This window comes from Embleya sp. NPDC059213 (assembly GCF_042754445.1).
Classification (GTDB): Bacteria; Actinomycetota; Actinomycetes; order Streptomycetales; family Streptomycetaceae; genus Embleya.
Genome location: NZ_JBHZAV010000172.1, coordinates 1 through 19,205, shown reverse-complemented (window position 1 = coordinate 19,205; position 19,205 = coordinate 1). Strand labels below are relative to the sequence as shown.

Annotated in this window: 16 protein-coding genes; 10 read left to right on the top strand and 6 right to left on the bottom strand. The window is 72.4% G+C overall.

What is annotated here, in order from left to right; translation table 11 throughout:
• Positions 1-99: 99 nt before the first annotated feature.
• The 7 genes from ACFXMF_RS38185 (at position 100) to ACFXMF_RS38155 (ending at position 9,310) form a co-directional block, all read left to right on the top strand.
• Positions 100-1,677: an ABC transporter substrate-binding protein gene (locus ACFXMF_RS38185; RefSeq protein ID WP_379990058.1), complete on the top strand. Its 1,578-nt coding sequence runs from the start codon at positions 100-102 to the stop codon at positions 1,675-1,677.
• The gene (locus tag ACFXMF_RS38180; RefSeq protein WP_360321333.1) at positions 1,674-2,663 is read left to right on the top strand and encodes an ABC transporter permease; all 990 of its coding nucleotides are present in this window, start codon (positions 1,674-1,676) and stop codon (positions 2,661-2,663) included. The genes ACFXMF_RS38185 and ACFXMF_RS38180 overlap by 4 nt, the downstream gene beginning before the upstream one ends.
• A 2-nt stretch (positions 2,664-2,665) precedes the next feature.
• Complete coding sequence (locus ACFXMF_RS38175; RefSeq protein ID WP_379990059.1) at positions 2,666-4,522, top strand: dipeptide/oligopeptide/nickel ABC transporter permease/ATP-binding protein; 1,857 nt, start codon at positions 2,666-2,668, stop codon at positions 4,520-4,522.
• Positions 4,519-5,391, top strand: a complete 873-nt coding sequence (locus ACFXMF_RS38170; protein WP_379990060.1) for an ABC transporter ATP-binding protein — start codon at positions 4,519-4,521, stop codon at positions 5,389-5,391. Before ACFXMF_RS38175 ends, ACFXMF_RS38170 begins: the two co-directional genes overlap by 4 nt.
• A complete protein-coding gene (locus ACFXMF_RS38165; RefSeq protein ID WP_360321342.1) occupies positions 5,388-6,317 on the top strand; it encodes a GNAT family N-acetyltransferase in 930 nt (309 codons plus the stop codon). Before ACFXMF_RS38170 ends, ACFXMF_RS38165 begins: the two co-directional genes overlap by 4 nt.
• Before the next feature lie 228 nt (positions 6,318-6,545).
• Positions 6,546-8,210: a helix-turn-helix domain-containing protein gene (locus ACFXMF_RS38160; RefSeq protein WP_360321345.1), complete on the top strand. Its 1,665-nt coding sequence runs from the start codon at positions 6,546-6,548 to the stop codon at positions 8,208-8,210.
• A 200-nt stretch (positions 8,211-8,410) separates the two neighbouring features.
• Complete coding sequence (locus ACFXMF_RS38155) at positions 8,411-9,310, top strand: hypothetical protein (protein WP_379990061.1); 900 nt, start codon at positions 8,411-8,413, stop codon at positions 9,308-9,310.
• 38 nt (positions 9,311-9,348) lie between these two features.
• On the opposite strand, the gene ACFXMF_RS38150 is transcribed toward ACFXMF_RS38155, so the two are convergent.
• The 5 genes from ACFXMF_RS38150 to ACFXMF_RS38130 form a co-directional block, all read right to left on the bottom strand.
• A complete protein-coding gene (locus ACFXMF_RS38150; RefSeq protein WP_360321351.1) occupies positions 9,349-9,987 on the bottom strand; it encodes an AAA family ATPase in 639 nt (212 codons plus the stop codon).
• Between the two features lie 39 nt (positions 9,988-10,026).
• A complete protein-coding gene (locus ACFXMF_RS38145; protein ID WP_360321354.1) occupies positions 10,027-11,223 on the bottom strand; it encodes a type III PLP-dependent enzyme in 1,197 nt (398 codons plus the stop codon).
• Positions 11,220-12,944, bottom strand: a complete 1,725-nt coding sequence (locus ACFXMF_RS38140; RefSeq protein WP_360321357.1) for an IucA/IucC family protein — start codon at positions 12,942-12,944, stop codon at positions 11,220-11,222. The genes ACFXMF_RS38145 and ACFXMF_RS38140 overlap by 4 nt, the downstream gene beginning before the upstream one ends.
• 78 nt (positions 12,945-13,022) lie before the next feature.
• Entirely contained in the window at positions 13,023-14,735 is a 1,713-nt protein-coding gene (locus tag ACFXMF_RS38135) for an IucA/IucC family protein (RefSeq protein ID WP_379990062.1), read from the bottom strand.
• Entirely contained in the window at positions 14,732-15,940 is a 1,209-nt protein-coding gene (locus ACFXMF_RS38130; RefSeq protein ID WP_379990063.1) for an ATP-grasp domain-containing protein, read from the bottom strand. Before ACFXMF_RS38130 ends, ACFXMF_RS38135 begins: the two co-directional genes overlap by 4 nt.
• Positions 15,941-16,257: 317 nt before the next feature.
• On the opposite strand from ACFXMF_RS38130, the gene ACFXMF_RS38125 reads away from it, so the two are divergent.
• Entirely contained in the window at positions 16,258-17,073 is an 816-nt protein-coding gene (locus ACFXMF_RS38125; RefSeq protein WP_360321363.1) for a siderophore-interacting protein, read from the top strand.
• 33 nt (positions 17,074-17,106) lie between these two features.
• Here ACFXMF_RS38125 and ACFXMF_RS38120 read toward each other — a convergent pair whose 3' ends face one another.
• Positions 17,107-17,400 carry a hypothetical protein gene (locus ACFXMF_RS38120; RefSeq protein ID WP_360321366.1) on the bottom strand — a complete coding sequence of 98 codons (294 nt, stop codon included), beginning with the start codon at positions 17,398-17,400 and terminating at the stop codon, positions 17,107-17,109.
• A 180-nt stretch (positions 17,401-17,580) separates the two neighbouring features.
• Between ACFXMF_RS38120 and ACFXMF_RS38115 the strand changes: the two genes are divergently transcribed.
• Entirely contained in the window at positions 17,581-17,868 is a 288-nt protein-coding gene (locus ACFXMF_RS38115; protein WP_360321369.1) for a hypothetical protein, read from the top strand.
• A gap of 88 nt (positions 17,869-17,956) precedes the next feature.
• Entirely contained in the window at positions 17,957-18,946 is a 990-nt protein-coding gene (locus tag ACFXMF_RS38110) for a D-2-hydroxyacid dehydrogenase family protein (protein ID WP_360321372.1), read from the top strand.
• The last annotated feature ends 259 nt before the right edge of the window (positions 18,947-19,205 follow it).

Here is a 19,205-nt window from a genome sequence, read left to right as displayed (position 1 = left end):
CTTCCTGCACATGACCCGCGCGCTCCCTCGGGTCACGGCCGGCGAATCGGGCACCGGCAACGGGCCGCAGGTCGCCGAGTGTCCCCCCGGAGGCGAGCGATGAGATGCCCCCCGCGCGCCGCCGCCACCGTGTTCGCACTGGGTCTGCTCGTCGCCGGCTGCGGAGGGGCCGCCACCGACAGCGGTGCCGGCGGTGCCGACACGGTCACCATCGCGATCCCGGGCGACCCCGGCAACATGAACCCGCTGACCACGCTGACCTCGTCCGCGGTGACGATGAACCGCTTCACCTACGACTCGTTGATCAAGGTCGACCCGGTGGACGGGCGGATCGTCCCCAGCGTCGCGGAGAAGTGGACCACCGACGCGACCTCGGCGACCTTCACGATCAGGCGTGACGTGAAGTGCGACAACGGTGTCGCACTGACCGCGTCCGACATCGCGGCCCAGTACGCGTACATCGTCGACCCGGCGAACAAGTCCCCCCTGAACGGCCTGATGGTGCCCCCCGGCGTGGTCGCCACCGCCGACGACGCGACCAACACCCTGACCCTGAAGGCCACGAACCCCAGCCCCTTCCTGGTCCGCGGCTCGGCGATGTTGCCCCTGGTGTGCCCCACCGGGCTGCGTGCGTCGCAGGGGCTCGACCACGCCTCCGACGGCACCGGCCCGTATCGACTGACCGAGGTGGCCGCGGGCGATCACTTCACCTTCACCAAACGGCCCGGCTACGCCTGGGGGCCGGACGGCATCGGCAACGATCACACGCCGGAGCGGGTGGTCTTCAAGGTCATCGGCAACGAGTCCACCAGGGCCAATCTCCTGCTCGGCGGCCAACTCGACATCACGCCCGTCTCGGGCAGCGACCGTTCCCGCCTGCTCGCGGCCGGGGTGAAGTATCAGGAAACGCGGGACCCGCTCGGGATGTTGACCTTCAACGAGGCCGCCGGTCGAGTCACCGCCGATCCGCAGGTGCGGCTGGCGCTGATCTCGGCGCTGAACCTCAAGCAGATCGGCGCGGTGGCCACCGGCGGCAAGGGTGTGGCGCCGCTGCGGCTGGGCGTCACGATGGGCCCGCCGTGTACGGAGGACGCGATCACCGGCAACATTCCCCCGTACGACCGGGCCAGGGCCGCCGAGACGTTGCGCGCGGCCGGCTGGAAGAAGGTCGGCGGCCACTGGAGCAAGGACGGCAGGCAACTGTCGGTCTCGCTGGTCAATCCCGGCAACACCTACGGAACCCAGATCGTCGCCGCGGTCGAGTTGATGGCCCAACAGTGGACCGACTTCGGGGTCAAGGTCAGCCTTCGACCGACCACCCCCTCGACCAACGCCACCGTCCTGTTCAGCGGCGCGTGGGAGGTCGCGTGGGCGCCGTTCTCGGTGACCACGCCCGACCAGGCCGTGCCGTTCCTGGGCGGTCCTCCGCCGCCCGAGGGCCTGAACTTCGGGTCGCTCGACAACCCCGAGTACAAGCGGCTCATGGCCCTTGCGATGGCCAAGCCCGACACCTCCGGCTGCCCAGAATGGACGGCAGCGGAGTCCGAGTTGATCAAACGTGTCGATGTGGTGACCTTTATGGACTCGATGACCCTGTTCTTTACCCGGGGCTTTACCTTCCAAGTCGACGGTAGTGGCCCGATTCCCACCACTTTGCACAAGGTCGGTGGCCGATGAGCACCGCAGCTATCGGCGGCCGGGTGATCGACTTCCGGCTCGGCCCCTGGGCCTCCTTCCTGGTGCGCCGCACCGGGCGCCTGTTGGTCTCGCTCGCCGCTCTGATCACCGCAGCCTTCGCGATGATCCACTTCGTCCCCGGCGACCCGGTCCGCGGTGCCCTGGGGCTCAACGCCACGCCCGAGGCGGTCGCCGCCCGCAAGGAACAACTGGGCCTGGACGAATCGCTGATCTCCCAGTACCGGCACTTCCTGAGTGGGCTCTTCCACGGCGATCTGGGCGAATCGATCACCGCCCGGGTCCCGGTGTCCCAGATGATCGGCGACCGACTGCCGGCCACCATGGAGATCGCGATCTACGCGTTCGTCCTGGTGATGCTGGTGGCCGTCCCGCTGGGCATGGCGATGGCCGTGTGGACCCGCAACGGTCGGCGCCGGCGCGGTGAACTGGCCTTCGCCTCCTCGACCGGGGCGATCGTGGCCATCCCGGAATTCCTCCTCGCCGTCGGCCTCGCCTCGGTGTTCGGCGTCTCCCTCGGCTGGTTCCCGGTGGCGCTGCGCGAAGGCCCCGACTCCTACGTACTGCCCGTGCTCGCCCTCGCCGTCACCCCGATCGCCGCACTGTCGCGAATCGTTCGGGTCGAGGCGCTGCGCGTGTTCGAGACCGACTACATGCGCACCGCCCGGGCCAAGCGCCTGCCGGGCCGACTGGTCTACCTGCGGCACGCGTTGCCCAACCTGCTGACCTCCTCGCTCACCCTCGGCGGCCTGCTGCTCAGCGGCCTGCTGGCGGGCACCGTGCTGATCGAGAACGTCTTCGCCTGGCCCGGCCTGGGCATGACCATCGTCCAGGCGATCCTGCAGAAGGACTATCCGCTCGTCCAGGGCATCGTCCTGGTCTACGGAGCCACCGCCCTCACGATCAACTTCATGGTCGACCTCGCCGTCGCCGCCGCCGATCCCCAGTCCACGATTCGCGGGAGCTGACGATGTCCCAGACCCCAAGACTCCGCCTCGCCCTGCGCACCCCCCTGGGGATCGCCGCGGCCGCCGCGAGCACGATCATCGTCCTGACCGCGATCTTCGGACCGATGTTGCTCGGCGACACGGCCGACCGCATCGACACCGACGCGATCGGCCGACACAGCGGCACCGAGCACCTGTTCGGTACCGACGCGCTCGGTCGCGACATCGCCGCCCGGGTGGTGGTGGCGACCCGGCTCACGCTGGAACTCACCCTGTTCGCCACGCTCATCGCGGTCGTCGGCGGCCTGGTCCTGGGCGTGCTGCCGGCGGTCCTCGGCCGCCGCGCCGGTCGCCTGATCACCGCGACGGTCAACCTGCTCGTCGCCTTCCCCGGCCTGCTGTTCGTGCTCTTCCTCGCCGTCATCTTCGGCGTCGGCACCTTCTCCGCCGCCTTCGCCATCGGCCTGGGCGCGGCACCCAGCACCGCCCGACTCGTGCAGAACCTGACCGCCTCCATCGCCGGCACCGACTACGTGGCCGCGGCCCGGATCCTGGGCGTCAACCGCTTCCGGATCATCGTGCGGCACATCCTGCCCAACATCGCCGAACCCGTCGCGCTGTTCGTCTCCACCACCGCCGCCGGCATCCTGGTCGCCTTCTCCGGCCTGTCCTTCCTCGGGCTGGGCGTGCAACCGCCCGACTACGACTGGGGACGCCTGCTCAACGAACAACTCGACCGGGTCATGGTCGACCCGATGTCGGCGGTCGGCCCCGGTGCCGCGATCGTGCTCACCGGCATCACCTTCGGCCTGATCGGCGAGGTCGTCGCCAAGGCGAACGCCGGTCGCACCGCGCCGCAGCCCGAGATCGCGACGGCCGAAACGAGCGCCATGACGCCCGCCGAGGAGAGCGCGTCCGGCCTGCTGCACATCGACCACCTCCAGGTCCGCTTCCCCGGCCACACCGCGGTGCACGACGTGTGCCTGACCGTCGACGAGGGCGAAGCGGTGGGCATCGTCGGCGAATCCGGCTCGGGCAAGAGCCTGACCGCGCTCGCCGCGGCCGGACTCGTCCCGCACCCCGGCCGGGTCAGCTCCCGGACCATGCGCTTCGGCGACCGGGACCTGAACAAGCAGGCGCCCAAGGGCACTTCGATGGCCATGGTCTTCCAGGACCCGATGGCCTCGCTCAACCCCGCACTCACCGTCGGCCGGCAACTCGCCGAAGTGGCCGAGGTGCACCACAACGCCGGACGCGCGGCGGCCGTCTCCCGCGCCGTCTCCCGGCTGGGCGCGGTCGGCATCATCAACCCCGAACTGCGGGTCCGCAAGCGCCCGCACGAGTTCTCCGGCGGCATGCGCCAGCGCGTGATGATCGCCATGGGCCTGATGGGCGAACCCCGCCTGATCATCGCCGACGAGCCCACCACCGCCCTGGACGTGACCGTCCAGGCCCAGGTGTTGGCCCTGCTCCGGGACGTGCGCACCGAATCCGGTGCCGCGCTGCTGCTCATCTCGCACGACATCGCCGTCGTCTCCCAGGTGTGCGACCGCGTCGTGGTCATGTACGCGGGCCGGATCGTGGAGGAACTCCCGGTCGGAGACCTCGCCGACGGCGTCGCCCACCCGTACTCGGCCGCGCTGATCGGCGCGGTGCCCAGCATGACCACCGACCGGGACACCCCGCTGGCGACCATCCCCGGCCGCCCGCCCGAGCCCGGCGAGCAGAGCATCGGCTGCCCGTTCGCGCCCCGCTGCGCCCGCGCCACCGACCGTTGCCGCACCGAGGAGCCGGTGCTGGAGCAGATCCGCCCGGGCCGACGCGTCGCGTGCTGGGACCCGATCACCACCGCCACACACGAACTGGAGGAGGCACGATGAAAGCCGTGAGCACGGCGGATCCCTCCGCCGCCGAAGCCGCCTCGGGCCCCGCCGGAAGCACCACGTCCGGCTCGCTCGAACTGCGCAACATCACCGTGCGCTACGGACGGGGTCGCAACGCCTCGACCGCCGTGGACGACGTCTCCCTGGACGTGCCCGCGGGCAGCGTGGTCGGCCTGGTCGGCGGTTCCGGATCGGGCAAGTCCACGCTGGGCCGGGCCGCGGTCGGGCTGGTCTCGATCGACTCGGGACAGGTCCTGGTGGACGGCGTCGACCAGGGCCGCAAGCCCGGGCGTCGGCCGATCCAACTGGTCTTCCAGGACCCGTTCGCGTCGCTGAACCCGCGGCTGACCATCGGCGGTTCGGTCGCCGAGGCGCTGCCGCGCGCCGACCGGGCGACCCGGGCGACCGAGGTGGCCCGCTACCTCGACCTGGTCGGCATCGACCCGGGTGTCAGCACCCGCCTGCCGCACGCGCTCTCCGGCGGCCAGCGCCAACGGGTCGCGCTGGCCCGCGCGCTGGCCGCCCGGCCCGCCGTGCTGGTCGCCGACGAGGTCACCTCCGCACTGGACGTCTCGGTACAGGGCGCGGTGCTCAACCTGATCCGCGACCTGCAACGCGAGCTCGGCTTCGCGATGTTGTTCATCTCGCACAACCTGGCCGTGGTGCGCTATCTGGCGGACCGGATCGCGGTGATGGACCGGGGCGTCCTGGTCGAGTGCGGCCCGGCCGCACAGGTGTTGGAGAACCCGGAACACGACTACACCCGGGCCCTGTTGTCCGGTGTACCCACGATCGGCGAGCCGCTGCCCGAGCGGGCGGCGGTCGCGCCCGCGACCGAAGCGGAGACGGAGGCAACGGCCCGATGACGCCGACACCGGCGGGAGCGCGTACCGGCGGCGACCTGCACCGCGCCGACCGCGAACCCGAGCCCGATTCCGGTGCACTTCGCGAGCGCGCGGTCGAGGCGGCCGACCGCGCGGCTCGCCTGGCCCGGATCGAGATCCGTGAGCTGCACACCCTGGGCGAGATGGCCGACGCGTGCGAGTTGTTCCAACACGTCTGGCAGCCCGAGCCGACCAACCCGATGATCAGCCCCGAACTGATGACCGTGGTCGCCCACTCGGGCGGCTACGTGGTGGGCACCTACGAGGGCGACCGGCTGATCGGCGCGTGTGTGGGCCTGCTCTCCACCGAGGGCTTGCACTCGCACATCGCCGGCGTCGACGAACGCTCGCGCGGACGCGACGTGGGCTACGCGCTCAAGGTCTACCAGCGCGCCTGGTGCCTGGAGCGCGCCATCACCCGGGTCACCTGGACCTTCGACCCCCTGGTCGGCCGCAACGCCTACTTCAACCTGGCCAAGCTCGGCGCCCTCCCGGCCGAGTACCTGGCCGACTTCTACGGGCCGATGTCCGACGCCATCAACGGGGACGACTTCTCCGACCGGCTGTTGGCCCGCTGGGACCTGACCGCCGACCGGGTCGCGCTGGCCTGTGCCGGGGTGGCGCAACCGGTCGACACCGAGGACCTGGCCGGAGAGGTGGTCATCGGCCTGGACGCGGGCCCCGACGGGCGGCCGATCCGGGGCCGCACCGACGGGGACGTGGTGCTGGTCGCGGTACCTCGGGACATCGAGGCGCTGCGGCGGGCCCACCCGTCGGCGGCGCGGGGGTGGCGGCTGGCGGTGCGCGAGGTGCTGGGTGAGCTGATGAGCCAGGGTCGGCAGGTGCGCGGCTTCGGCCGGGACGGGCGGTACGTGCTCGATCGCGGACCGGACGGGTATCGACCGTAAGAGTCGACATCGTGCGGAGTGAGACGGTTTCACCCCCGCATATCCGACTCAAGATCGTTTAGACTCCGCCCACGGGCCGGCCATCGAGGACATGGGCGGCCCCTGGGCCGGACAGGCTCGACGGGGGACCTGTGTCGACGGATTGGAACCCCGTGTCATGAACGTGCCGAGCAGCCGGCGAATACACCCAGGGGGCAGCATTCCCACGCACACCCCGGTGGGCAGCCGATGACCACGAGTCCGCGCGCGGTCCTCGGGCGCATCATCGACGACCTCGGCTCGACCCTGTTCGCGGTGGCGGCCGGCACGCCGGATCCCGACCGCGAGGTCACCGGCGTGCTCATCCACGATCCGCACGACGAACCCGCGCACCTGCCGGGTGCGGTGGTCCTGGGCGTCGCCGTCTACGGATCCGCCGCGATCGCCGCCCTGGTGCACCGCGCCGCCGGGCTGGGTGCACCGGCCATCGTGGTGCGCGGCCCGATCGTGGTGGACGCCGAGATCGAGGCGGCCGTCGCGAGCACCGGCATGGTGATCCTGGCGCTCACCCCCGGTGCGTCCTGGTCGCAGGTCACCACCATGCTGCGGGCCCTGCTCGCGGTGGACGAGGTGGGCACCGCGCAAAGTGGCGAAACCCTCGACGGCGCACCGGCCGGCGACCTGTTCGCGCTGGTCAACGCGATCGCCGCGCTGCTGGACGGACCGGTCACCGTGGAGGACCGCAGCGGCCGGGTGCTGGCCTTCTCCAGCCGCCAGGACGAGGCGGACGAACCCCGGATCGCCACCATCCTGGACCGCCAGGTGCCCGCGGAGATGTTGCGCATCCTGGAGGAGCGCGGCGCCTTCCACGCGCTGTACCGCAGCGAGGGACCGCTCTATCTGGCCGGCGTCTCCGACCTGCCCAGGGTGGCCATCGCGGTCCGGGCCGGGGACGAGATCCTGGGCTCGATCTGGGTCGTGGTGCACGAGCCGCTGTCCGAGGAGTTGGCCCGCTCGCTGACCGAGGCGGCCAAGGTGGTCGCGCTGCACCTGCTGCGCCGCCGGGCCGGCGCGGACGTGGAACGCCGACTGCGTACCGATCTGCTCGCCACCGTGCTCGAAGGCGGCCCGGCGGCGGTGGACGCGGCCGGCCGACTGGGCCTGGCCCATCAGCCCGCGTGTGTCCTCGCCCTCGCCGTGGTCGGCGACTCGGCACCGGCGGAGCGCAGCGCCGAGGAACACCGGATCGTCGACGCGCTGGCCCTGCACCTGGCGGCGGTCCATCCGCGTACCGCCACCGCCCGACTGGGCGGCTTCACCTACGCGATCCTGCCCACCGAGTCGGACGCTCGGGCGGTCCGGCTCGCCGAGGAGTTCCTGGCCCGGATCGGCGGCCGGATCGACGCGGTCGTGGGCATCGGCCGGGTGGCCGCCCGCGAGGTGGACCTGCCCTCCTCCCGCGCCGACGCGGACCGCGCGCTGCGGGTGCTGCGTTCGGGCCGCTCGTCGTTGCGGGTGGCCCGGTTGTGCGACGTGTACGTGTCCTCGCTGCTGGTCGACGTCGCCGACCGGGTCGCCGCCACCGACGACGCGCCGGCCGGACCGGTCACCCGGCTGCGCGCCTACGACGCCGAACACGACACGCACCTCACCGAGACCCTCGCCGCGTGGCTGGACACCTTCGGCGACGTCACCGCGGCGGCGGCGGCCGTGCACGTGCACCCGAACACGTTCCGTTATCGACTGCGCCGGTTGTCCGAGGTGGGCGCGATCGACCTCGCCGACGGGGACGCCCGCTTCGACGCGATGTTCCAACTCCGCCTGCACGGCGTGCATCCGGGCCGCGGCTCCGCCCGGGCCGCGGCCACCGGACGGATCACCGCCCCGCCGACGCTGCGCGGGCCGGTGGTCTAGGAGGACGTCGTGTTCACTCGGTGCGGCGGTCGCGCCCGAGTGCCATCCGGGCGGCGCGCCGAACGGGCAGGCGGCGGCCGGCACCAACCACGGGGCACCCGTGCGCTCGGGCCTCGGCCGGCCGGGGCCGCTCCGGTCGAGGGGTTGCCGCCGGTGGCCGCCGGGCAGCGTGTCGGCAGGAGAAGGAAGAGGAGGCCGCGGTGTCCGGGACCGAGGATACGGAACGCGAAGGCGAGTCGGCGCAGGTCGACGGCCGGGCGATGACCCGGTTCGACGACATCTACGACCGGCCGGACCCACGGGCCTTCTTCCGGGCGCTCGGATCGTTCGAGTACCAGACGCCGCATCACGCCCAGCGGATCTTCCGCCACATGCTCACGACCTGGACCGGCAACGGCAACGGCAGCCCGGGGCCGGGCACCGTGCTCGACATCTGCTGTTCGTACGGGATCAACGCGGCGCTGCTCAATCACGACGTGACGCTGGCCGACCTCTACGACCGGTACGGGTCCGCGTCCATCGCCGCGCTGGACACCGCCGAGCTGATCGAGGCCGACCGGGCCTGGTACGCGGCCCGGCGCCGGGCGGACGCGGTGCGCGTGGTCGGTCTCGACGTGGCCGCGAACGCGGTGTCCTACGCCCGGGCGGTCGGCCTCCTCGACGCGGGGTTCGCCGAGAACCTGGAGGTGGCACCGCCCTCGTCGGCCCTGCTCGCCGCCACCCGATCGACCCGGCTGATCACCGTCACCGGCGGCGCCAGCTTCCTGTCCCCGCGGTCCTTCCGACCGTTCCTGACCGACGCCGCGGAACCCGTGTGGGTGGCCGCGTTCGTCCTGCGCACGGGGTCCTACCAGGCCATCGCCGACGGCCTGAGCGCGCTCGGCCTGGTCACCGAGAAGGTCGGCCCGCGCACCTTCCCGCAGCGCCGCTTCACCGGCGAGCAGGAACAGCGCTACGCCGTCGAGGCGGTGCTCGCCGAGGCCGAGGATCCCCGCGGCAAGGAGAGCGCCGGCTACTTCCACACCGCCCTGCACCTGTCCCGCCCACCCCAGGACACCACAACCTTCCCACTCGCCGCCCTGCTGCCGGCGCAGGACTGACCGGCGCCCGGCGGGCCTTTACCGCCTTCCGACCCGGGTCAGAAGATTCGGATCTGTCGGATGCCGACCCCGGCCCGGCGCAGCCGGCCGCGCAGCGGGCCGTCGGTGTTCGGGGCCAGGGTCAGCCCGACCGAGGCGGCGATCCGCTCGGCCGCCCCGGCGACGTCGATGCGCTCGGTGTCGATGTGCTCGGCGAACTCCGGGGCCGCCAGTTTCTCCAGGCACACATCGAGTCGGGAGACCGCGAAGCTCTCCCGACGCGGCGGCGCTTCCTTGCCGAGTACCATCCGGATCGCCTGCCCGAGGCCGCGTTCGTTCAGCCGCCGCAGGATCGTCTCCCGCTCGGCGAACAGCGTGAAGTGCCGTACGTCGTGCCCGCGTTCCCGCAGACGTTCGATCGTCTCGCGGAAGTGGTCCGGCTCGATCATCGTCATCGGCGCGATCACCGGGCCGGATCGCCCTCGTCCGGTCAGCACCAGATCCAGTACCTCGAACACGCCCTGTCGCCAGGCGACCAGATCCTTGAAGTCGCCGCGCAGCGCCGGCGGCAACATCCGGTGCAGGCCGTAGCCGACCTCCTCCGGATCGCAGATCACACTGCCGGGCAACCGCCGGGACAACTCGTGTGCGGTCTGGGATTTGCCGACGCCGAAGGGGCCGTTGATCCATAAAAGCATGTATCGAGCCTACGAGTTCGCCGCCGCTTCCGGCGGCGATCACAGGTAGTGGAAGGTCGGGTGCGGGTGCATCAGGAAATCGTGGTGGGAGATGTTCCAGGCGTAGGCGCCGGTCAGGGCGAAGACCACGCGGTCGCCGACGCGAAGCCGGGCGACCGGGCGGTGGCGGGCGAACACGTCCTTGGGGGTGCAGAGTTGGCCGGTCAGGGTGAGTTCGGTGTCGTGCACCTCCGGGCGCGGCCACGGATAGGGCCAGGGGATCGTGCTCGGCACGATCGTGCACGGTTGGTCGTGGCCCTTGGCCGCGGGGGTGCGCAGGTGGTGGGTCCCGCCGCGCAGGACGGCGAACGTGCGGCCGTGACTGTGCTTGAGGTCCAGCACCTCGGTGGCGTACCAACCGCAGTACGCGGTCAGCGCCCGACCCGGCTCGATCCGCACGGTGAGGTCGGGGTGGTCGGCGACCAGGCGCGCCAGGCCGGCGCCGAAGCGGGTCCAGTCGAAGCGGGCGGCCGGATCCGCGTAGTCGACCGCCATTCCGCCGCCGATGTTCACCTCGGACAGCGCGATCCGGTGGCGTGCCGCGACGTCCCGCGTCCAGGTCAGGACGCGTTCGGCGACGGTGAGCGCGGTGTCCGCGTCCAGGCCGCTGGCCGGATGCGTGTGGATGCCGCGAAGGCGCGCCCGACCCGCGTCCGGCCCGGCGAGCAGCCGCAGACAGTCCTCGACCTCGGCCGGATCCATGCCGAACGGGCCGGAGCCGCCGCCCATGGTCAGGGCCGCGCCCCGGAGCAGGTCCGGCCCGAGCGGCAGGTTGACCCGCAGCAGCACGTCGACGTCGCGCTCGGGCCGGAACCGGGCGGCCAGTGCGACGAGTTGGTGCAGCTCGTGGCGGCTCTCCACATGGAAGCGCCCGACTCCCGCGCGCAGCGCGGCGATCAGCTCGTCCACCGTCTTGCCGGGGCCGCCGAAGGCCACCGGCACGGCGGGCTGCCGGGCGAGCACATGCGCGAGTTCGCCGCCCGAGGAGACCTCGTAGCCGCTCACCTCGGCGGCGAGCGCTGCCAGGATCTCCGGTGCGGGATTGGCCTTGACCGCGTAGTACAACTCGACCCGGGCGGGCAGCGCGGCGCGCACGGCCGCCACGTGCGCCCGCAGCGCGCCGAGGTCGTGGATGTAGGCGGGGAGTTCGGCGGTGGCCAGGTGCGTCACCCGGGTCCGTACGGCGGGGGTGATCATCGTGTGCTCCGGGCGGGTGTGCGGCGGACCCCGTCGGGGATCGACGCGGCCAGTGGTGAGGGGATCCGCAGGTACCGCGCCTCGCGGTCGGCCCGCCGTTCCCAGCGGGCCAGCAGGTTGCCCTTGGCGGGCAGCGGGGCGCCGGCCAGCAGCGCCCGCAGCGGCGGTGGTTCGCCGTGCTCGGCCGAACAACGCGCCAGCACCGCGCGTACCCGCGCCCACAGCCGGGCCTCCAACCGCGGATGCAGGTCGGTCAGCGCGGCGAGCATCTCGGCGACGTTGTTGACCAGCAGGCAGTAGGCCACCCGGTCCCAGCCGCGCCGGGCGGTGTAGGTCATGGGTTCGGCGACCGAGGGCGGCAGCGCGGCCAGGGTGGCGGCGTGCGGTCCGGGCAGCAGCTTGGTGCCCTCCATGTCCCGGATCAGCACCTGGCGGGGCCGGCCCGCGGCGTCGACCGCGAGCAGCACGTTCTGCAGGTGCGGCTCCAACACCACGCCGTGCGCGAAGTAGGCGGCCAGCACCGGCGGGACCAACAACCGCAGGTAGTCGTCCCACCAGCGCAGCGCCGCGTCCGGTCCGGTGCCGGGCGGCAGCCGGGACACGTGGGCGGACCCGGTGGCGTATTCGGCGGCCACCGCGGCGGCCAACAGCGCCGTGTGGCCCGGCCGCAGCCGCGTGTCCAGGCCGTCCCGGACGATCACCCCGAACCCTTCGAGCAGGTCGGGCGCCACCGCCGCCGACACACTGCGATATGCGGGCTCGCCGAGCATCGCGAAGTCCGGGTGGCGTGCCGCCGATCGAGCCAGGATCGGGGCCAGCGCACGGGTCAGTGCGACCGCCCCGGACAACTCGTAGGCCGCGTTGCGGCGCACGCAGTTGGTGATCCGCACATTCAGACCGAACTTGAGGAACATGCCCGCGCCGGCGAGGGTGCGCACCGACGCGGTGGCGGCGAACGGGGCGCCGCCCGGGCCCAGGTCGAGTATGTCGCCCGCGGCCAATGCGGCGCGCAGACGGGGGTGTTCGGCGAGCAGGTCGAACTGCCACGGGTGTGCGGGCAGCAGGGTGTATCCGGCCGGGACCGGGCCGAGTCGATCCAGGACCGCGGTGTCGGCGGCGGCGAGCCGCTCCTGGGCGATCAGTTCGCTGCGCACCGCCAGGTGCCGCAGGCGGAACGTGGCCCGGGCCTCGGGCGCGTAGGCCGGCCACGTCGCCCGGTCGGCCCCGCGTGCCTTGGGCGTGGGATGGAAGCGGTGCCCGAACAGCAGGGCCTGTTCCGACTCCAGGTAGCGCGAGGCGGGCCGGACGACGGGTCGGGCCAGCCCTGCGGCCACGCCGGCTCGGCTGGACGCCACCTGGCCGAGGAACTCGTCGTTGTCCACGCCGGTTTGTCGACCCAGTTCGGTGTGGATGCGCCGGGCCAGCTCGGACCAGGTCAGCACCCGCCAGGCGGAGCCGCGCAGTTCGGCCACCGGGCCGATGAACCGGTGGTCGCCCAGCAGCGAGGTGCGCCGCAACCGCACGCGCAGCCAGGTACCCGAACGAACCAGGTGCAGCCGGAGATGGCCGGCGTCGCCGGGCTCCACGAAGCTGTGTCCCGCCGGGCCGCACACCTCCCGGTGCAGACAGTTGAGCAGGGTGTGCGCGACGACGTCGTCGGCCGAGGGTGGTGCGGGTGGGACGGCGGAGACGGTTCGGGATGCGGCCGACGAGAGCGGCATGGGCGACTCCAGCGGTTCGAGGGGCGGCGGGGCGTGCGGGGGTGCAGGCCAGGGGTCGGTGGCGGGCGTGTCGGCGTGCTAGCCGCGTCTCGCGTGCCGGTGCAGGTAGTTCGGGCCGGTCGTGTAGTGCTTGTTGATGTCCGCCGCGCCCGAGCGCTGCTTGCTGAGCAGGGTGCCGGCGGTGATCATCGCCTTGACCGGCAGTCGGTCCCCGAGCAGCACCCGGCGGCGCAATTCCGGTTCCGCGAACTCGTCCAGCCGGTCGTGCACCAGGTGCAGCAGCCGGTCGCGTTCCGGCGCCGGCAGGGCGAAGGCGATGGCGCCGGCGCACAGATGCACGGTGATCGTGACGAACACGTCGGCGAGCGCGCCCTCGTCCGTGCTGTAGGTGCGCGGGTCGTCGAACCCGTCGTGCGGCAGCGGACAGCGGGCCGGATACACCCTGGGGCCGTCGTTGTCCTTGAACAGCAGGCGGACCGGACTGTCCCGGGCGAACACCAGGGAGACGTTCTGCGGATGTGATTCGAGCGCGATCCCGTACCGGTACAGGGTGGTCTGCCAGTCCAGGAGCAGCGTGAGGTAGGCGTCGAGCAGCGCGAACCGGTCACCGCCATGGAAGCGGTCCGCGACCCGGTCCAGCACCCGTACACCGTCCGGCCCCCTCGCGAGCAGCGCGGCGAGCGGCAGGACGAGGGCGTCCTCCAGGCCGGGCGGATGGCGGCGCACCAAAGCGGCCAGCAGCTCGTGCCCGGCGTGCAGGTGGGTCTGCTCGTCGGCGAGCAACACCCGTTCCCGGAACCGCGGTTCCCGGTTCAGTACCTCGCCCAGGAGGCGCTGCCCGGCGGCGCCGTCGACCAGCGTGCCGGGCTTGATCGTGCGCCGATTGCGCAGCCCGAGGGTGGCGATCGGCAGCGGGAGCTTGAGATGCACGGCGGGGTCGTGCCGCACCGCGACGGTACGCATCGACAGGGTCGGCCGCACGTCCAGGTGCTCCCGGTCGGTCCGCACGGCCGGCGCCGGGAGTCGGTCGAACGTCAACGGGTGCACGGGCAGCGCGAGATGATCGCCCATCAGGTCGGGTCGGCCGAGTTCCGCGGCGGTCGGCCACCAGTCCGGCAGCGTCCCGGTGCGGGTGGTCGCCTCGTGCGGCAGCAGCGCCCAGCGCAGCCGCAGGCTCGGATGGTGCTCGGGCGCGTATCGACGCAGCGCCGCGGCGGGCAACCCGGAACGGGCCCGTGCGGTCGGGTAGAGTGGATGGTCCACGTGCGCCGCCAGCGTGTCCAGTGCCGGACCCGCGCCCAGGCCGGTCCACGTGCTCGGGTCGGGGCCGTGCCGATCGGCGAGCCCGGCCCGCACGGCGGAACCGGTGCGCGCGAGCAACCCGCCCGCGCGGGCCGCCTGCCGGCACTCCTCGGCGAAGTCGGCGAAGCCGGACCGGTCCTGCGGATCGGCGGCCTCGCGCAATACCGCGAGCAGGTGGTCGGTGTCGGTCACCCGGGTGCCGTCGTGTTCGCCCACCAGGAGCGGCGTCCGGGCCGCGTACTCGCATTGGAACCCGTCGACCCGGACCGGCAACAACCACGCGTGCGTGCCGCCCGGCACGGTCAACCGCAACCAGGTGCCGTCCGGTCGGGACAGCGGTACCGCCGTGCTCCGCAGGCCCAGTACGTCCTCGCGCAGCACGGTGTCCAGCACCCGACACAGCAGTTCGTCCTCGAACCGGGTGGCCGGCGGGGGTGAGGGGATGCGGTGGACCCGGGATATGGGCGGGTCGTCGGCGTGCCGGGTCACGGCGTGATGCTCCACTGCCGGCCGGTCAGGAACGCCTCGGCCGCGCGGTGCACGGCGGCCCGATCGGCTCCGACGGTACGCAGCACCCCGAGATAGTCCCGGTTGGAATGGTGCAGTTCGTGCCGTTCGCCGATCGTGCGCAACGGGTGGTAGTCGATCCGGACGCCGCCGTCCAGGACCGCGTCCTCGTGCCCGGGGGCACCGGTGAGCACCCCGGCCCGGTCGGCGCACGGGTAGTCGAGCCGGGCATGCCGCCCCGACCGGGCGCCCGGGTCGGCGGGCAGGTCGACCCCGAGATGCACGCCCAGGATCTGCTCGAACAGCGGGATGCCGAGCACGTCCGCGAGCAGCAGGTCGCACCGGTCGCCGATCGCACGGTAGTTGACCTCGATGAGTCGCGGCCGCCCGTCCTGGACCACGAATTCCGTGTGACAGGCCCCGAATCCCACGCCGAGCGCGTCGAGTTGGGCGAGCACCGCGGCGGTGATCGCGGGCGGCGGGTCGGGCACCAGGTCCAGGCGCGTCTCGATGAAGTACGGCGGCGGCGAGATCCGGGTGTGGAAGCCGCCCACCACCCGCACGCCGTGCCGGTCGCCGAGGGTCTCCAGGGTGTACAACTCGCCCGGCAGGTATTCCTCGACGAGCAGCGCGGCCGCCGGTCGGCGGGACCGGATCTCGGCGCAACGTGCCAGGAGTTCGGTGTCGTCGGCGACCAGCACCACGTCCTCGCCCGCGACCCCCTCGCGCGGTTTGAGCACGCACGGATACGGCGGTGCGAGGGCGAGCAGGTCCGTCGCCCGCTGCTCGGGCGCCAGTTCGGCGGCCCACACGGTGTCCGCGCCGGTATCGGCGAGCCGGCGGCGGGTCTGTGCCTTGTTCTTGGCCCGCAGCGCGGCCGTCCAGTCCTTGCCGGGCAGGCCGAACCAATGCGCCGCGAGGGCCGCTTGCACTTGGAGGTGGTCGCTGTTGGTGAACACCGCGTCCGGCCGATCCGCGGCGCCGACGCGATCGATCACCGCGCGGAAGTCGCGTACGTCACAGTCCAGCACCTCGACCCGGGGGAGCGCGGCGCACAGTTCGCGGTGGGCTCCCGCGTGGGCGGGGGCGGCGAGCAGGGTGACGTCGAGCCCGAGGCGGCCGGCGGCGGGGAGGAATCCCTCGGTCACCGAATCGGTGGGATTGAGCGCGAGCAGGTACAGCCGCATGCGTGATCGGTCCCTCTCGGACACGTCGACCCGGGCACGGCGAACCGGACCATCGACCCGGAGCGTCGATCCGGATTCTCGGCCCGGACCCGAGACAACTTAGGGTAGGCATACTTACCGGCCAAATCCGGTCCACCCCAGGGCTGTTCGGGTCGCTACCGGCGCGTCGACGGTGCGCACGGCGAGCGTTGGGTTAGGTTAACCTAACTTCGACATCGTCTCGGGTCGGCCGAGGTCGACCGTGTCCGAGAGGGCGAGCTCCAATCTCCACCGAACGTGAACGCCGCGCGCAGCTCTACCGGCCCTTCCGACTCACCGTGGTCCGGAACACGCCGATCACCCGCAATGCCACCCGGATCACCCTCACCGGCCCGAGGCTGGCGGACTTCGTCCCGGGCGGCCCCGATCAACGGGTCAAGCTCTTCGTCCCGCGCGAAGGTCGGCCGGCGTCCCGGATCACCCGGACCGACCTGAGCTGGCGCGAAGCCTGGACCTCGATCCCCGAGGCGGATCGGCCCTACCAGCGCACCTACACCGTGCGCGCACACCGGTCCGACCCGGTCGAGATCGACATCGACTTCGCGCTGCACACGCCCGGCGGCCCCGCCTGCCGCTGGGCCCGCGCGGCGCGTACCGGCGATGCCATCGAACTGCTCGGGCCGACCGCCGAGCGCAACGGCGGCTACAGCTTCGAGCCGCCGGCGGGCCGCCGACTGTTGTTGGCCGGCGACCATGCGGCGCTGCCCGCGATCGGGTCCATCGTCGAGTCGCTGCCCGCCGACGCCCGCGGACACGTCTTCGTCGAGGTGGGCTCGGCCGCGGACCGCCAACACCTGGCGGCGCCGCCCGGGGTGCGGGTCGACTGGGTGCATCGCGGCGACGCGCCGTTCGCGGAGAACCGGCTGCTGGACGCGATCCGGGACGCCCACGTGCCGGTCGAGCGCGGCTATGCCTGGCTGGCCGGTGAGGCGAGTCGGGTGCGGGCGCTGCGCCGGCATCTCAAGGACGAGCGCGGCATGGACCACCGCTCGATCGCCTTCATGGGCTACTGGCGGGTCGGCCATACCGAGGAGACCGCACACCGCGAACCGACCGCCGCCGAATCCGCGCAGCCGGTGTCGCTCGCCCGCTGACCCGCCACGCGCCCGCCGACCACAACCCGCGGCTCAGCGGGCGCGCGAGGATCCGGTGCGCTCGGCGCGCATCCGGCGGGCGATGACCCGGAGATCGATCCAGGCGATCACGGCGGTCGCCGCGCACACGATCGCGGCCACGATCCACAGCGTGCGTACGCCGTGCGTGACATCCGCGGTGGCCGCCAACGCGCACAGTGCACAGCCGATCACGAAGAACGGCAGCGCGATGGTGGACATCACTCGGCGCGCGGCGAGGTCGCTGCGCGGATGGGCCGCCTCGCTGCCGGGCGGGCGCCTGGCCGGAGCGCGATGTCGGGCACTCATATCCTTCGCATACCCGACTATCCCCCGTATACCCGGGTCGGGGAGCGGTGCCCGGACCCTGTTTCGCGGCGTTTGCACGGGTCGGTGCCCGGGAGGACGCTGGAAGGGTACGCGACCGGGTCCCCACGAGTGCCCCAGGCGAGCGCCGAGCGCGGTCCGTACCGGGATCAGGTGAGATCGATGCGCATGCTCCTCCAGGCACGTATGGATACCGAGGCCGGCAACAAGGCGATCAAGGACGGGTCGTTGCCGACGATCATCAAGGGCGTCGTCGAGCATGTCCATCCCGAGGCCGCCTACTTCACCGCCTTCGAGGGCGACCGGACCTGCGTGCTCGTGTTCGACATGCAGGACTCGTCGCAACTGCCGAGCATCGCCGAGCCGTTCTTCGAACTCGGCGCCAAGGTCACCTTCAAGCCGGTGATGAACCTCGACGACCTGCAAAAGGGCCTGGCCGCGCTGGGTTGATCCGCGCCGGGTCGACGCGGCGCGGATCAACGCCGAGTCGGCCGCGCCGGCCCGATCGCCCGGTAGGGTCGACCCACGGTCCGACCGGGTGATCCGCACTCCGGCGATCGCCGGATTCGGGGGCTCACACGTGTTTCGGATCGCGGTCATCGACGACTATCAGGGGCCGGGCGCCGCACTCGACTGCTGGCGGAAGTTGCCGGCGGACACCGAGGTCGCGTTCTTTCCCGACCACGTGCGCGACATCGAGGCACTGGTCGAGCGACTGGCGCCGTTCGACGCGGTGATCGCGATGCGCGAACGCACCCCGTTCCCGGCCGACCTGCTCGCCCGACTGCCCGCGCTCCGGCTGCTGATCACCACGGGTATGAACAACGCCGCGATCGACATCGCGGCGGCCCGGGCGTGCGGCGTCACGGTGTGCGGCACCCGCATGCAGTCGCATCCGGCCGCCGAGCTGACCTGGGCGCTGATCCTCGAACTGGCCCGGCGTACCGGCGCGGAGGACGCCAACCTGCGCGCCGGCGGCTGGCAACACGGCGTCGGTCTGGACCTCGCCGGATCCACCCTGGGCCTGATCGGTCTCGGCAGGCTGGGCACCCGGGTGGCCACGATCGGTGCGGCGTTCGGGATGCGGGTGCTGGCCTGGAGCCAAAACCTCACCGCCGAGCAGGCCGCGGCGGTCGGCGTCACCGCGGTCGACAAGGAAGTGTTGTTCCGCGAGGCCGACTTCGTCTCGATCCACGTGCGGCACAGCGAGCGCACCACCTCGCTGGTGGGCGCGCCCGAGCTGGCCCTGATGCGCCCCACCGCCTACCTGGTCAACACCTCGCGGGCGCCGATCGTGGACGGCCCCGCCCTGCTCGCCGCGTTGCACGAGGGCCGGATCGCCGGTGCCGCCCTGGACGTCTACCCGGTGGAGCCGATCCCCGCCGACGACCCGATCCTGGCCGCCCCCAATACCGTCCTCACGCCACACATCGGCTACACCACCCAGGGCAACTACACCCTCGCCTACACCGACGCGGTCGAGGACGTCACCGCGTTCCTGGCGGGCGATCCGGTGCGCGAGCTGTAGGCGGCGGGGCCGTACCCGAGGGCTGCGCCGGTCCCGCGCGCCCGCGCTCGGCGAGCGGTATCCGGGCGGGGGCCGGAACCACCTCGACGGGGACACGTGCGCGTACGAGCGGCCCGACGGGCCGCGTGCGGCGTCGGTCGACCCGGTCCTCGGTGGGCCCGAACACCAGGCGCCCGGGGCCCCGCGGGTGGTGCTCGGGGCGCGGGGGGGGTGCCCATTCGGGGGGTAATACGCCCGCCGGGGGTGTCCCTATACCGGT